This window comes from Vibrio tapetis subsp. tapetis, assembly GCF_900233005.1.
GTDB classification, from domain to species: Bacteria; Pseudomonadota; Gammaproteobacteria; order Enterobacterales; family Vibrionaceae; genus Vibrio; species Vibrio tapetis.
Map to the genome: position 1 here is coordinate 573,062 of NZ_LT960611.1, position 15,783 is coordinate 588,844.

The 15,783-nt window shown below is 42.8% G+C and carries 12 protein-coding genes and 1 pseudogene; 10 read left to right on the forward strand and 3 right to left on the reverse strand.

What is annotated here, in order from left to right; translation table 11 throughout:
• Nucleotides 1-16 precede the first annotated feature (16 nt).
• The 3 genes from VTAP4600_RS02665 (at nt 17) to VTAP4600_RS02675 (ending at nt 3,132) form a co-directional block, all read left to right on the forward strand.
• Nucleotides 17-1,339, forward strand: a complete 1,323-nt coding sequence (locus VTAP4600_RS02665) for an IS4 family transposase (protein WP_012397019.1) — start codon at nt 17-19, stop codon at nt 1,337-1,339.
• 828 nt (nt 1,340-2,167) lie between these two features.
• Nucleotides 2,168-2,626, forward strand: a complete 459-nt coding sequence (locus VTAP4600_RS02670; RefSeq protein WP_102521375.1) for a hypothetical protein — start codon at nt 2,168-2,170, stop codon at nt 2,624-2,626.
• Nucleotides 2,617-3,132: an ankyrin repeat domain-containing protein gene (locus VTAP4600_RS02675; RefSeq protein WP_102521376.1), complete on the forward strand. Its 516-nt coding sequence runs from the start codon at nt 2,617-2,619 to the stop codon at nt 3,130-3,132. Before VTAP4600_RS02670 ends, VTAP4600_RS02675 begins: the two co-directional genes overlap by 10 nt.
• A gap of 54 nt (nt 3,133-3,186) precedes the next feature.
• On the opposite strand, the gene VTAP4600_RS02680 is transcribed toward VTAP4600_RS02675, so the two are convergent.
• Nucleotides 3,187-5,217 (reverse strand): DNA phosphorothioation-associated putative methyltransferase, encoded by a 2,031-nt coding sequence (locus tag VTAP4600_RS02680; RefSeq protein ID WP_102523876.1) that lies wholly within the window; start codon nt 5,215-5,217, stop codon nt 3,187-3,189.
• 28 nt (nt 5,218-5,245) lie between these two features.
• On the reverse strand, nt 5,246-5,794 hold the full coding sequence (locus VTAP4600_RS02685) for a hypothetical protein (RefSeq protein WP_102521377.1): 549 nt from the start codon (nt 5,792-5,794) through the stop codon (nt 5,246-5,248).
• Between the two features lie 179 nt (nt 5,795-5,973).
• Here VTAP4600_RS02685 and VTAP4600_RS02690 point away from each other — a divergent pair, with 179 nt between their 5' ends.
• The 5 genes from VTAP4600_RS02690 (at nt 5,974) to VTAP4600_RS02710 (ending at nt 10,643) form a co-directional block, all read left to right on the forward strand.
• On the forward strand, nt 5,974-6,876 hold the full coding sequence (locus tag VTAP4600_RS02690; RefSeq protein WP_102521378.1) for a YeeE/YedE thiosulfate transporter family protein: 903 nt from the start codon (nt 5,974-5,976) through the stop codon (nt 6,874-6,876).
• A 259-nt stretch (nt 6,877-7,135) separates the two neighbouring features.
• Nucleotides 7,136-7,618 carry a DUF6795 domain-containing protein gene (locus VTAP4600_RS02695; protein ID WP_102521379.1) on the forward strand — a complete coding sequence of 161 codons (483 nt, stop codon included), beginning with the start codon at nt 7,136-7,138 and terminating at the stop codon, nt 7,616-7,618.
• 36 nt (nt 7,619-7,654) lie between these two features.
• Nucleotides 7,655-8,815, forward strand: coding sequence for a lipase family protein (locus tag VTAP4600_RS02700; protein WP_102521380.1), 1,161 nt, complete (start codon nt 7,655-7,657; stop codon nt 8,813-8,815).
• Nucleotides 8,816-8,841: 26 nt separating this feature from the next.
• Nucleotides 8,842-9,366, forward strand: a complete 525-nt coding sequence (locus VTAP4600_RS02705) for a hypothetical protein (protein ID WP_145958550.1) — start codon at nt 8,842-8,844, stop codon at nt 9,364-9,366.
• Between the two features lie 131 nt (nt 9,367-9,497).
• Nucleotides 9,498-10,643: a hypothetical protein gene (locus VTAP4600_RS02710; RefSeq protein ID WP_102521382.1), complete on the forward strand. Its 1,146-nt coding sequence runs from the start codon at nt 9,498-9,500 to the stop codon at nt 10,641-10,643.
• A 69-nt stretch (nt 10,644-10,712) separates the two neighbouring features.
• Here VTAP4600_RS02710 and VTAP4600_RS02715 read toward each other — a convergent pair whose 3' ends face one another.
• On the reverse strand, nt 10,713-12,992 hold the full coding sequence (locus tag VTAP4600_RS02715) for an ATP-binding protein (protein ID WP_102521383.1): 2,280 nt from the start codon (nt 12,990-12,992) through the stop codon (nt 10,713-10,715).
• Nucleotides 12,993-13,246: 254 nt separating this feature from the next.
• Between VTAP4600_RS02715 and VTAP4600_RS02720 the strand changes: the two are divergent.
• Together VTAP4600_RS02720 and VTAP4600_RS02725 are read left to right on the forward strand one after the other, a co-directional pair.
• Nucleotides 13,247-14,806, forward strand: a pseudogene (locus VTAP4600_RS02720) (methyl-accepting chemotaxis protein).
• Nucleotides 14,807-14,862: 56 nt separating this feature from the next.
• Nucleotides 14,863-15,681, forward strand: a complete 819-nt coding sequence (locus tag VTAP4600_RS02725; RefSeq protein WP_231897853.1) for a hypothetical protein — start codon at nt 14,863-14,865, stop codon at nt 15,679-15,681.
• Nucleotides 15,682-15,783: the final 102 nt, after the last annotated feature.

Sequence of the window (15,783 nt, forward strand, 5' to 3'; positions counted from 1 at the left end):
TTACGGCCGATTTTTTATGTCTGAGTTTTCAAAAGAGTTACAGGTTACCGCAGAGTTTTGCCACGAACGTCCAATCGATGTGTTTAATAAACACATTCCTTGGGAATGGGTTGAAGAAGCTGTTCAACAAACTGGACGAGTATCGCTCAGAAAGCGACGCCTCCCCGCAGAGCAAGCTGTTTGGTTAGTATTAGGGATTGGGCTCCAACGTAATCGCTCCATTCAAGATGTCTGCGACAAGTTGGAGTTAGCATTCCCTGATGTAGATGGTGAACTCACACCTATGGCAACAAGCAGTATTATCAAGGGGAAAGAACGCCTCGGCGATAAACCTATGCGTTACTTATTTAAAACTACAGCCCAACAGTGGGAGCAACAATCAGACTTTGACGAAGTTTGTGGCTTAAAGCTTCTTAGTGTCGATGGAACGTATTTCAAAACTCACAATACCGAAGAAAATCAGCATTTTGGGTTTGCTCAAAAAGGTGCATCATTTCCAAGCGTGTTGGCAGTAACATTAATGTCTACACGTAGCCACCTTGTGTCCGATGCTGCTTTTGGACCAGTAACAAACAGTGAAATATCATATGCCCAACAACTTGTGGGGTCAGCACCAGATGACTCATTAACACTTTTTGATAGAGGGTTCACTTCTGCGGAGTTATTTACCAGCTGGCAGGGTGCTAGCAGTAACAGCCACTGGTTAACACCAATCAAAACCAAAATGCGCTATGACATAATCGAGAGTTATACTGATTATGATCATCTCATTGAGATGCCTGTTTCACCACAAGCTCAAAAGCAGACTCCCTATCTTGGCAAGAGATGGCAAGCACGCCTTATTCTAATTCCAACCCCTAAAGGTGAAATCAAAGGCTTCATTACTTCGTGCTTATGCCCTGAGCGCTATCTGTTTGATGACTTAGTTAAAGTGTATTGGGAGCGTTGGGAAATCGAACGCAGTTACGGCGAACTAAAGCAGTATCAGTTACAAAACAAACCAACATTACGAAGTAAGAAAAAAGTCGGGATATATCAGGAGCTATGGGGAATATTAACCAGCTATAACATCGTGAGGCTGGAAATGGCTGAGATGGCTAAACAACATGAAGTTGAGCCTCTACGGATCAGCTTCATTAATGCCTTATTTTTGATTATGGATGAGATGATTTGGGCGAGCGACACTCGAAGTCCAGGAGCGATACCAAAAAACTTAAAAGCTCTCAGGGACAATGGGAAGCGGCTTATTCTCCCCAAGAAACGGAAAAGGAAACCATACCCCAGAGCGGTTTTAAAAAAGCCAGCCCGATACCCCAATAAACATGCCACTCGCTCTTAAGCGAGTGGCATTAAGGCCTGGACTCGGGTTGTAGAGTGATTGAATATCTCGAGATTCGGCATTAAATATGTTTTTGATGCTTATAGTCACAGCTTGTCCCAGTTATAAAGGGGTCGCATCATACCTTTATAGGGATGAGCATGATTAAGTTGTTAGTATAGTATCATTAACTAGTTCTATTTTTAAACAAAAATACTCACAAAAGTTGTATGGTTAGAGGTGTGAGGTCAGATTTATGAATAACTATGGATAGATCGTTCAATAGGTTAGGGAATATTTTTAATGACATGGGTTAATTCGGTGTTGGAAAGTGACTAACTATTGTTACTCTACTTGAACAGTTATGTTCGATGTCGTTCTTTTTTGATGCGGAGATTAATGCGCAGACATTCTTTTGAAATCTTAAATCTACTTACCTTCTAATTCTCTTTGGCTAAAACATGCGCTACACCATTGCCGCGAGTAGGCTTTTCGTCAGCATCATAACTACGTGATTTGGCTAGGCGCTTATCGAGCTTTGTCGCTTCTTGAAATTTGCTACTTGGTTCGAAATATTAAGGCCTATGTAGAGTAGTGGTCTATGTTTTTTGTCATTGTACAAAAAAACGGCTGTTTTGGCTTAAAGCACTAAAAAACACTGTCAACGTGATATTCCTACAAGAGCATTAAAAAAGCATGATCGTTACTCTGCTTCATTCCAGAAATTAGCAAAGAGATATCCATTAGTTACATACCCACACGATGTGGTTTGGTTTTTGTGCATTTTGATTTTGCCTTAAATGTAAGAGGTGAAAAAATGGCGGTAACTCATTTATATCTAGGTTAACAATGAAGCAGCTAAAGAAATTCCAAACATTGATCTACTCAGAATCGGAAACAAAAGAAATATTGATTTTCTTTTTCCCGGTTGAAAGAGACCGAATTGAATCGATGGTGGTTGACGATAAAGTAAGAGAGTTCGCACAAGGGTTACTTGTAGAAGCGGTGGATGCCTCATACAAAATTGGTTTTATCGAAGCAACTTGGAGAAGCACGATAAACCCACGTAAACCAATTGCAAAAGTACTTAATGAATTGGCAAAAGGAGCCTTATCTCATGCTTTTGATCACGCCACGACGAACGATTTGAGAAAAATTAAAATCTACCAGTTGGTTATGAGCGCAATAAACCGTAACTTCAGGAGTCAGCTGGCGATGTTTCTCGACGGAATTGCGTGTAATAACGAAAAGCCGTTATTGATACCGACTTATAAGATCGCAAGTGGTAAGCAAAGACTATGGGCGTAATTAAGAAATGGTGGTTGCGGTTTCTTCTGCTGGTGAGTGCATGCGTCGCTGTTATTATCGGGAGCTCTATTCGCGAAGAACAATTTTTTACCTGTGTGATGGGGGTTGATTTGTTAGGGGCCACGCCTGCGCAATGTTTATGGGTAATTGAAACCATAGGCCCAAGTGAGGATCTGCTTTTGTTAGTCGAAGAGGAATGGTCTTTAAGTGCGGTGCTCAGCTATCCGACACCAGAAACCTTGGCTTTGGCTCAGCTTCTAATCGACCATGGTATAGATGTGAATTCTCCCCAACGGGTCAATGGTGTTGAAATTCCGACGATTCACGGTGCTATCCTCTCAAGAGAGCTAGAAGCATTTAATCTATTGATTAAAAATGGAGTCGACATCAACCAAGTCTATTCAGCAACTGAAGATAATGCACTGCAGTTTGCTTATAGACTTCAAAAGAAGAGAGCTAGCGTCGAACTGGGTAAAATGATCTCTACGTTGGAATCCATGCAGTGATTTTTCATGACAGTTTGGTTTATGTAGCAAGAAGGCCGTTCTTGCTACATAAGCTCATCCATCAATCAGTCTCCAACCACTCACTTTCTTATTCTCTTTCTCTAACAGTACGTGGTATTCCATTGCCGTGAGCAGGCTCTCTTTGTCGGTGTCGTAGTCCAAGAGTTTGGCTAGGCGTTTATCAAAGCTTTGTTGCTTTTTAAAGTTCGGATCTTGGTTTGAAATATAGAGACTTTTGTTGAGTAGTGGTGGTCTTCGTTTTTCGTCTACGTAGTCAAAAAAGTCGATTTCTTGATCGGCCATTTTGATTTTGATCCGCTCAACTAAGAAAGGAACGGATTTCCCCGCAAAGTCATCGTAGTTGGTTAAGGTGAGCTTACCGGATGATATATGAATTTTAATTAGGTCAATGGCTTCGTCCAGTTCGCCATACATTTGTAACCCAGCCCCCACGTAGGCGCGTAACAAGAGTGGAAGTGAATCTAAGTACTCTTTATGGAAGATCAAAGAGTGGCCAGTGTTAAGTATGCTTGCCGGTAAGATTTGGTTAGCTTTAATGCACTGCGCTTCTAATAGTTCTGTGTCGGCAATGGCAAATAGCAGTTCAGTAGCAAGGTTTAACCCGGTGCTGTATTCACCAAATAGCGCTTTGATGTCGCGTTTTAGTTCGTCTGGTTGTTGGGTGTAGGGTTTTCGTTTTTCAAATAACCCCATGGCGAAGTACAACAGTAAGTCTTCTTTACGCGCTTTTTCGGCTTTAGAGAACTCTTGTGTGTCGTATAGATCTTCTAGTAGCGAGAATACTTTTTTGTGGGAGCCTACTAATTCACGGATCTGCTGTGTGTGTTCAAATTCTTCATTGGATGGGATTCGGCCTAACTCTAGGCAGCGGCTCCAAAAGTCATCAAACAGGCTTTGGTTTTGAGTGATCACCAGTTTGGCTTTGTCTTTTGCTTCAACAGGCTGCGGGGAGGTGAGTTGCTTCCAGTTATGGTGTCGCTTGTATTTGCTTTGCAGGTATTGTTGCTCTTCTAGTTTGTCTTTGAATAGGTAGAAGATACCAGGAGCAACGGGGATTGCTTCTTCTTGTAAGCTGCGTTCTAGATAAGATTTAATCTCAGATTGTGCATAATATTTTTGGAAGGTGTTGCGAGAGGTAATCACGCCGTCTTTATACGGTTTGAATTGGGCCATATAACTTTCATTGGCGAGCATGACAGAGACAACTAAAAATTTGTTTGTTAATTCCCAAGCACCAAGTAGGGCGTCTAGTCTTTCATCTTGGTCTTCAATTACGTTAAGTACAAAGCCCATGTTTACGATGTCTGATGTTACTTTGTCGGCATCGGGGCGGAAATTTGGGTCCCAGCCTATGGCATCTAGGCCGTGTGCTTCTAACTCGCGTAGGTCGTCGCCTCGGCCGCAGCCATAGTCAAAAATGGTATGGTGGCCTTCTAAATAGCCGTGCTTTACTAGGGTTTTCATTGGCGCAGAAAGGTCATGACGAACAATAGCGGTTCTGTGCCTGTCTATGCCTTGTTCGAATTCTTCGTTGTGGTTTTTAAAGGTAGAGCTTCTGAACAGCCGTCCATCAACCAGCTCATAGCCGTGTTTTTCGATTAGGTTAAGCCAAGATCGTTGAAAGCCGATTAAGCGGCTATTTTGATATAAGCCCGCGTTCTCGCCTTCTTGCGTTAATGAGGTGAAATGTTCGTAGTATTCGCTATTAGGCAAAATCATGGTTTCTTTACGGTGGAGAATCGGCGGGTTATCCGACTCCTGATAGCGTGTGATTTTGTGGCTAAGCTTTGTTAAGTCCACGTTTAAGCTTTGCTTTAATGCAGGGTAGGAGTCGGTATAGAAATCGGGATAGCTGAGCAAAGACAAGCGAAATTCTTTTTTAAACAGTTTCACTATGTCCCAGTTTGAATCTTCTAAGCTTACGGCTTTTGCAACCGCAGGGATGAACTGAGCAAGCTGGCCGGGTAGGCTGCTGAATGCGTCTTTATGAAGGTACACTGCATCAGGCAGTTGTTTACCTGTTTTTGCTTTTGTGACTAATTCCGAGAAAAGTTTTGCATCCATGATATGAGCCGCTGACCGTTTTTTTTGATTATACGTTATCAAAAAGATCGCGTGTGGCTTCCCCAATCGCGCTTTTTCCATTAACGCGACGTCCGTCACTTCGAGTGTTTCGAATTAGGGCATATTTTGCTTGTTCGGGACCAATGCTTATGTGTAATGGTTTGTTTTTGCCATAAAAGTAAAGCCGATCGTAGTTCAAGTTTTCAGTGATGAAACGAGCGATTTCGTCCATTTTGCTTTCAAAACCTTCGACTAAAATGTCGCAAGATGCGCCTTCTCGTTTGCAAATACGGTTGCCACGAGAGTTCAATTCAGATGAAGCGTGTTGATCGAGAGTCGGGCCCATATCACCAGGGCTGTGTTTATTTAGGTAGCAAAGCAGGTCATGGGATGTAAAGCCGTAGGTGATGGTCACTTTCCCTTGTTCGTCCTCTATTTTTACTAGCATTTCGCTAAGCTGCTTGAGGTATACAAGGCTCTGATTGGCCTTCGGCTTGTTATTGCCTTTGAAGTTAGGGTGTTTGTGCTGCGGCCAATTGCACAGTTTTTCTAGTTGTTTTGAATTTTTCTGCGCCATTAAATCCTCGTTCCAGTAAGCGGGATCATTTCATTGAGTGAACAGTTTACTGCATGTTTATTGGGTCTTAGAGCGATCTCGAGCTTATTTCTTGATATTAATTTATGGTCTAAATGTCCTCGTTTTGCTTCAAGCCTACTTATACTTAGCTGGGTAAAGTGAATAGGTTGAGGTTAAGCATGTTTTTGACGGTTGCATTGATATTACTCGCAATATTAGGTTATTTGGCTCAAACGACGGGTCTTTGTATGGTTCGTGGTGTCAATGAAGCACAAAATGGCAAGCCGTTGTTTTTAATGGCTATATTGTTGAGCGGATCATTTGCGTGGTTGGGAGCGATTGTTTCCTATTTCTCCGGTATAGCAATGAGTCCGTTTGCTTTTAATGCGTCTGTTTTTTCTGTGGTTGGGGGGCTGTTGTTTGGTATGGGAGCCGCATTCAATAATGGCTGTGGTGTATCGACGATCAGTAAACTGGCGAGAGGGCAGTTTGCCATGATAGCAACGGTGACAGGCTGGTTTTTGGGGTGGATCGCATTTGCAGTTTTAACGCCTATTTTATCAACAACGCAATTAGACATTACTCCTGAATTTCAAAATATAGGGTTAGCTCTGGTTTCGCTGATTGTCGTTTTATGCATCTATCGTATGGATCGTGTTAATCGTAGGCTCTGGTTGGTAATGATGGTTATTGGCGTAATGGCCAGTTTGGTCTTTTTGTATGAACCTAAATGGACGCCTAGTGGTTTGCTAAAAGATGTGAGTTTGGGTGTGTGGTATGGGGATGCATCGTTGTGGCCGTCTGCAGAGCGGTTTTTACTCATCGGCAGTCTACTCATTGGTATGTTTTCGGCGGCCATTCATAAAAAGTCTTTTGAAGTCGAGCTAGTGGGTATGCGTGGTGCGACTAAACACTTGTTTGCTGGTGTGTTAATGGGCATTGGCGCTGTACTAGCAAGTGGAGGAAACGATACTCAATTATTACTCGCACTTCCTGCCTTTTCTCCGGCGGGTCTGCTTAGCGTGATATCCATGTTATTGGGCATTTACATTGGTCGCCGAGTTGTGCTTTTGATCCAATAGGTTTCTCTCTATTGCTCATATGGGTCATAGCAATTAACTCAACCATAAATTACACAAACGCGTGAAGCGTGCCGCTACTTTTCTAACCTCTCTTTAATCAGTCTATTCGTCCCTATTTTATTCGTTTATCTTATGCCTGATATTTCATTTATTGGGATGGATTCAGTTGTTATGGAAAAACTCATGGCCTTTATCGAGGAAGGTTATATGTCTGGTATTGATTATTTTGGTTGCACTATTAATAAAGGAGGCGAGTGCGATGTTTTGGCCGTTTAAGCGTTATGACGTAGAGATGTCGCCACGTGTGGCTGGGCGAGTTATGGATGGTGATAAGCCTGTCGTTGGGATCGAAGTCTTTAGGGTGTTGGTTTATCAAGGATATAAAAAAGGAAAAGAGTTACGAGCTTCGACAGTAACAGACTCAAAAGGCAGATTCGAGTTTTCAGAATTAATGGTTCGCTCTCGGTATCCAGGAGATATTTTTGGGCAAAACTTTGGTGTCTATCAAGGCGTTTATTTAGACGACGGGCCGGAAGTGACGTATCTGTGGTCGACGAACAAGCCGCCTCATCATATTGCTACCTTGGCTAAGTTAATTTCGAATTTGGATTGTGAAATCAAAGCGAAAGAAAAGGATTATGAAATTGATGTCTTGGCGGAGGGAGGTCGGCGAGAGCAGCCAATTACATCTATTTGCGTATGGAATAACACTTACTTGAAAAATATATCGAAGCACTTATAAATTTAGGCATGAAATTTAATCTAAATGGGATATTTAATGACAACACTTTCTCCAAAAATTGCTTCTCAATTGGCGTTCGCTGCATATGGCGCAATGAATATTTCAAAAGGCATTAAACTAGCCGTTGGTGATGAAACAAAGAGAAATTTCAGTTTCGACCTAACCAATACAGTCAAAGGTACGACGGGTGGTTTCTTTTGGCGGCAAGAAACAGGCTTCGCGTTACTTGGAAAAGGTATCAGTCAGAAGCACAAGAATGATCATGTGATTGCTATTCGTGGTTCTCAAAGTGTAGCTGATGGCTTAACCGATATGACTTGCCACACTGCGGGCGGAGACTCCGGTAGTAAAGTTCACACTGGATTCCAGCGTACATTTGCCTCCATGCGGCCTGCTTTGGCGCGTTACTTAAGACAAACAGGTGCTGGGCAAAAAAACAGTGTGGTGCACTGTGTTGGGCATAGTTTAGGGGGCGCAGTTGCATCTTTGGTTGCGGACTGGATTAAGTTCTCGCCTGAGTTTAAGGGCAAGGTGTATTTGTATACGTTTGGCTCGCCTCGTGTTGGGCTTAGGGGCTTTTCTGTAAATACCACCGGGCGAGTGGACAAAATGTTTCGTTGTGTACATGGCGGTGACCCTGTGCCGAAAGTACCGGTATGGCCTTTTTTTCATGCGCCTTACAATGGGCAGGAGTATCTACTTAATAGGCAGCAAGGGTTTCATCCGGCTTCTCACTCAATGGAGAGTGGGCCTGGTTATTTAAATACCGCTGATCATGGTTCGTGGGATACGATCAATAGTCAAGTTACATCAAATATTCGCCAGCGAGTTGTACTTAATTATCAAAATCGCGTGCAGGCGAGTGGCTCGGCAACTTGGGCTGATAAAATCGGTGCGGCATTAATGACGGTTTTAGTCGATGGTGGGTATGCTGCAATGGTGGGTGTACTTCAAGCTACAGGTACCAGTATAGGCACCGTTTATGACACCGTTGCTCGCTCGCTAGTTTCAATAACCAAGCTCTCTGTGGCTTTGTCGGATCAAGTTAAGGGTCTACTCGGGCATATGTTGGTGTTCGCTGGTAAAGGAGCGAATGTTTCGATTAAATTTACCGAGCGTTTTGTTCGTTGGGTATTTGAAGTCATGCTGAGCAAAGTAAATAAAGCGGCCAAGATGGCACTCGGTAGAAATGTTTAGTAGAGGCTTAGAACCGAAGAATATAGGTGAACCAAATAGCTATGATAAGAAATAACGTTGGCAAATTATTGATGGTTGTTTGTTTTGGCCTACTTATTACGATCGGAAGTTCAATTAATGAAGAGCATTTGATGCTGTGTGTCATGGAGGTGGATCTCTTTGGGGCAAGTCCATCTCAGTGTTTGTGGGTTATCGAGGCATTTGGGCCAAGTAAAGAGCTCTTAAACACTGTTAAAAATGACTGGACGTTAGTTGGGATACTTAGTTTTACTTCGCCAGAAGTATTAGCGATGGCACAATTGTTTATTGATCACGGCATTGATGTTAATGCGCCACAGATCGTGTTGGATAGAAAGTTGCTTCCGATTCATAGTTCGATATTGAGCGGGGAGCTAGAGGCGTTCAATTTATTGATTGAGAACGGCGCAGATATCCTGCTGGTTGGGGAAGTTAGCCACGGCAATGCTTTACAGTTTGCATATCTATTACAAGATATTAACCCTGTAGGAGTACGGGAAGAGATGATTGCCGTTATGGAGGCGCTGGACTAGTTACCTCTGAGTATTGGAATACGTATTACCCAAATGACATTACCTGACAATAACCAGACATATTTGTCGCGTAAATAGCATTAGAATGGCTTAAAGGAATTGTTGGCCGGCTAGGATACGTTGATACCATTATGAATGACAAAATTGATAGCAATCTCGATAACCCAGAAGAGCTCGAGCGTTTTTACCGACAATCCCCACAGCAATTTGAGCAGCAGCTCAACGCCAGCCTTGGTCAAAACCCTTCAAACCTAGTATTGCGAGTGTGGCACGCTCTTTTGAATTATCGTCCTGAAGAGATGATAAGGTTTTCTATTTTGTCTGTTCTGTTGTTATGTTTGTTCGCTAGCGTGTTCATAAAAATACCGATGTTGTTCGATATTAACGACGACTGGTTCTTCGAACGATTTTTATTTATGTCGGTCGCGTTACCGTTGTCGATTTATTTCTGCGAATTCTCGCTTAAACAGCGAATCAGTCGGGTGTTACTTGGCGGTTTTGTGTTGTTTGCGTTGTATTTTGGTTTTGTACCGGAAAGTCTGGATTCAGACGCGTCAACCATGGCGTATATTCATGGCCCGCTCTTGTTATTGTCTTTTATTGGGGTAAGTTTTGTTTCATCACAGTGGAAGCTTGCAGAAAGCAGGTTGAATTACGTTCGATATCTGGGCGAGGTTATGATTTATTCCATCCTGTTGCTCATTGGCGGCATGGTGCTTACCGGGTTGACGGTAGGGTTGTTTGAAGCGATAGGATGGGACATTCACACTTGGTATATAGATTATGTGGTTATGTCTGGCATTGTGTCGGCACCGATTGTGGCAACCTATATTTATGACCAAATGCTAAATAGGCAAAGTAAATTTGCTACCGTGTTGTCGAATGTGTTTTCGCCACTTCTTCTGTTCACCGTGTCGGCCTATTTATTGGCGTCTGTTAGCGACGGCAGTAACCCGTATTTAGACCGAGAGTTTTTAATTCTGTTTAATGGATTAATGCTTGTGGTGTGGGCCATTACGGTGTTTTCAATATCAGGTAAGTCATCTCATTCACGGGTCACTAAGATGGATTACGTCAATATTGCGTTGATCGGTGTTACCCTCATTATCAATGCTATTGCTCTGTCGGCCATTGTGTATCGCTGGTGGGAATTTGGTGTGAGTTTCAATCGAATTGTTGTAACCGGAGCAAACGTGCTGATATTCACCCATCTTTGCTTGATCTTAAGAGCGTATGTGCGCTGTTTAACAGGGAAAGGGACGTCTCATTATCGCTAACTATTTACCGGTTTATAGTGCTTGGTCTGCTGTTGTGGTTTTTGTGTTACCGATGGTGTTTGGTTGGTCTTAAGAAGGCACTGCGGCTAATTCTTCTTCTGACATAGGAATGGTAATGGTGAAAGTGCAGCCGTTTTCGCCTGCAACCTCTATATTTCCAGCAAATTTTTGGGTGCAGATGTTGTAAACCATGTGTAGGGCAAGCCCTGTTCCACCATTGGAACGCATGGTGGTAAAGAAAGGCTGGAATAGCTTTGAACAAGCTTCGGTATTTACGCCATTGCCATTGTCTTTTATTTGCATAACAAGCTGGTTTTGAACAACGTCAGCGCTTATTTGAATCTGGTTGTTGTCTCGCTCTTCGAGGTGAGAGAACCCGTGCATAATGCTGTTTGTTATTAACTCCTCAAGTACGTTGCGCAGTGCGAAAATCGGCAAAGTTACTCTTAATGATGTTGAACATGCAATGTGAGTGGCGATACGGTAATTGCTCAGTTGTTCGTTCAAGTCTTGGGTAATTTCTGTTAATAAGTCATGCAGTTGAATCTGTTGATTGTTTTCTGGCGTTAGTTTTTGATCGATGGATCTTAAACGGTCAACCAGCTCAGCAGAACGTTGAACATTTCTTAGCATCATATCTAGGCAATCATTGGCGGTATGTAAGAACTGTTTCATCTCAGCTACGGTCATGGTTTTTTCGTGAAAGGCCTGTGTGATTTTTGTAATGCAGTCTTGTAGTAATGACATGCTGGTAATTGTTACGCCAAGAGGGGTATTAAGCTCATGAGCCACGCCTGTAATCATGTTTGTAAGTGCGGCCATTTTTTCTTCTTTCATCAATTGAATCTGGGTGTGCTTAAATTTAGATATGAGGTCTTTAACCGATTGTTCGTTTTTATCGAGTAGTGCATTTTTGCTTGTGATTTGTTGTTCTGCTTCATCAATGAGGTCACATAAACTTTCAACCATGGTTTGTAATGAGTTTGCCAGTAGGTCTTTCTCGCTTGAAGGTTGCACTACGATGTCTTTGAGCTGCCCTTGAGATATTTTGTGCAGTATATTGATGTTGTTTTCTAGTTTGTCCATTAAGTGATTAAAAGAAGTGGCAACATCGCCAGCTTCCGTGCCCACTTCTACAGGCACTCTTTGGCTATAATCACCTTCAGTGCTGATCTTATCGATGGTATTCAATGTTTCTAACCAGCTCATTTTAATGCCGTGTTCACTGATGTTCAGGCCTTGTTTTTCGTCATCTGAATTGACTCTATGCATGGAAAACAATTTCAAAAGTGAGAAGAGTAAAATAGCGATCCCGCCCGCCCATAATGATACCGACACAATACCTATTAATTGCACAGTGAATCGCATGTATAAAGAGGCATCATTTTCAATGAGTAGAGCGGCATAAAGTGTGCCGAGTATTCCGCAGAAAAAATGGGCAGAAACGGCACCGATGGGGTCATCTATTTTGAATTTTATCAGTAGTTTTTCACTGAAATGCACGATGAAAGTAGACAGGACACCTAAGATAAGGAGATCTTCCATTCTCGCTAAGTTTGCGCAGGCGGTTATGGCGACTAGACCGCCAAGAATGCTGTTTAAAATGAAGAATACCGGCACATGACGACGGCGGATCACAAACAATAAGGCGGTGGTTCCTGAAACAGCCGCCGTTAATAGGGTATTGAAGATGATGAGTGGAACTTGATCGTTAAATTGATACAGGCTTCCTCCATTGAACCCCATCCAAGCAAACAGTAAAAAGAAAATACCTAAGGTTGCTAGAGTATGGTCGTTGGATGGCAGTTCATCGGAATAGGTAAAGGACACAAACCTGTCTGAACGAGGCCCAATAATATAGGTTCCGACCAAGCCGACAATGCCGCCAACAATATGAACGACGGTTCCTCCTGCAAAATCTTGAAATCCCAGTTGGTTTAGCCAGCCGGCAGGGTTCCATACCCAGAATGCCACTATGGGGTATATCAGCGCGGCCATAACAATGGAGGCGATGATGTATCCACGAAAACTCATTCGTTCCGCAACACACCCTGAAACGATAGTCGCAGCCGTTGCAACAAACATGATACTAAATAACACCAGAGGTGCAGACGAGGTGTTGACAGGGAAAGTTGAAAAGGAAAAAAGCGAGTTGCCGTTGGCAAGATGGTAACCCCAAAAAGCGTAAATAACGCCGACGACAACGAAATCAGCTAGGTTTTTCATTGCGACGTTAACGGAGTTTTTTGCTCTGACACTGCCGGTTTCCAATAAAGTAAACCCAGCTTGCATCATAAAAGATACACAAGCACAGCCAAGAATCCACAGCAGAGTCAGATCGTTATTCATATATGTTCAAGTAGATATATATCATTAATTAACTTTAGTCGATAAAAGGACGAAACGAGATAAAGAAATAACATTTCACCATCTTTCCGGGTGATTTAGTAACGATATTCGTTTATTTCACATTTGTTTTTTCGATCGGTTACTACTATAAAATACAGAGCATAGATTTATATAATAATTAAATTAGCTTTAACTAACATATGTCTTATTTGGCCAAGATAATTGGAAATAACGAATAATAACTTGAGGCAAGTATGCTTAAAAACCAATCTGTTACTCAAAAAGAGTTAAAGTACCCGGCGAGTTATAATTTGCTTTCGGTTACTAGTCCATCCAGTCACATCACGTACGCCAGTAAAGAATTTTGTGAAGTAGCAGGTTATAGCCTAGAGGAGTTAGTCGGCCAGCCGCACAATATTGTCCGCCACCCAGATATGCCGTCAGAAGCATTTAAAGATATGTGGGATCATCTTAAGTCTGGTAAGTCCTGGATGGGGATGGTGAAGAACCGCTGTGCCAATGGTGACCATTATTGGGTGGATGCGTTTGCTTCTCCGATTGTTGAAAAAGGTCAAACGGTAGAGTATCAGTCGGTGAGGCTTTGCCCTAGCCGCGACGCCGTAGAGAACGCAGAGAAAATCTATGCGCAGATAAAATCTAACAAAACACCTTATCAATTAAAGCTGCCCCGAACTCGTTTATGGCAACGGGCGGCGTTATTGTTTGTCCCGGCCGCAATTATATCAGCGGTAGTAGACAGTTATGTGCCGTCTCTTGGTACATGGGTTATGTTGGTCTTGGCAGCTCTCATTGTGCATCGTCTTACTCGTCGGCTAGAGCAGGTGTCTGCTAGAGCACGTAAGGTGTTCGATAATCCGTTAATGGAGCTTGTGTACACCAACCACGTCGACGATATATCCGAAATCCAACTCGCGTTAAAAATGCGCCAATCTGAACTGAATGCAGTCGTTGGGCGAATTCAAGATTCTAATGAGCAAATTGGGGCAGCGGCGCGTTCGTCCTCTCAAAATTGCGAAACAACGGCAACCAACCTTGAAGGGCAGACTCACGAGACAGAGCAGGTCGCGGCGGCGGTAAATGAAATGCACTCTACCGCCAATGAAATTGCCCAAAACGCGCAAAGCGCTTCGGATGCTACGGTCAATGCGCATACTGCGGTTAACGAAGGGATGGATTCGGTTCGTCAAACCGTTGAATCGATTCAAATGTTATCCACTCAACTTGATGAAGCTTCAGATCTATTCTCTCAGTTAGAGAAGCATGGGAATACCATTGGTGAGGTGTCAGGGGTGATCCAAAGTATTGCTGAGCAAACCAATTTGCTGGCACTAAATGCAGCGATAGAAGCCGCGAGAGCCGGTGAGCAAGGAAGAGGGTTTGCGGTGGTTGCTGATGAAGTCCGAACGCTTGCACAGCGAAGCCATGAATCTACTCAAGAGATTCAAGCGGTGATCACTCATATTCAAGACAGCACGCAAAGTGCGGTGGAGGCAATGCAGCAAGGAAATAATTTGTCAAAACAGTGTGTAGAGAGCGCAGAAGTATCCGGTGAAAAACTTGGGGTAATGTTGCAACAAGTGTCTGATATTTGAGATATAAATAACCAAATAGCAACGGCTGTAGAGGAAATGGCCAGAGTGACTGAGGACATGAACTCAAGCGTTCAGTCGATAAGTGAAGTATGTGCGGCAACCAATATTTTGGCCAATGACACTCGAGACGAGTGTGGGGATTTGGTTAACAATTTGGACTCGCAAGGGAAGTTGGTAGGGCAATTTAGACGGTTAGATTAGGAATATTCTGTAGCGGTTATTGTAATGCCTGATATCAGGCTAGGGTTCTACATTTTATGAAAGCACATTCTGACACGCTCATGGTACTTTTGTTCTGTCTTTGTGTCAGCTGTGGCTCGAGTAGTGCGTGGTCTGCACCTCAGACCATGCACCTTACGCTACCGGCCTTTGAAGACGACAGCCATCAATATTTCCATGAGTTGTTAACCGATGCATTGGCCGACATCGATGTGACTCTTACTATCGAGGCGTCTTCTAAGCACTATTCACAACGACGTACCGTTAAATTATTGGAAAAGGGGGAGTTGTCGGCCATGTGGTTGGTAAGTTCTCGTCAGCGCGATTTGTTGTTTCATCGCGTGAATGTGCCACTAACCAATGGCCTAATTGGTAAACGGGTTTTGTTGATTCCTAAGGGGGCACAGTCACTTTACAACCGCATTCAATCTTTGGAGGATTTACAAAAGAGTGGGTTAGTTGCTGGTTTAGGCGTTGGTTGGTTTGATGTGACTGTTTGGCAGGCCAATGGTTTAAAATATTTAACTAAAGATGGTGAGTGGCGCCAGTTATACAATATGTTGTCTAATCGAGGGGGCGTAAATTACTTTCCCCGAGGTTTAAATGAGGTGGTTAATGAGGCCAAATTAAACCTGCATTTGGATATCGAGCAGAATTTCGTGTTTGAATATGAGCGTGATTTTGTATTTTACCTCAGTAGCGTAGACGGTTATCAAGAGAAGTTGATTGAAGAAGCCTTGGTCAAGGCGCAAAAAACAGGTTTAATTCAAAAGCTTATTGATAAATATTGGCAACAAGATTTTGAGCATTTAGGCCTTGAGAACAGAAAAACCATCAAGTTAGTCACCCCAAAATAATTGATTTATCGCTGACTTTGTCCAAGTAGCTGAAAGAAAATCAAAAATCCCTCTTCAAGTTCCTGATATACAGATATAATCAATTGAATACTGCAAGGTACT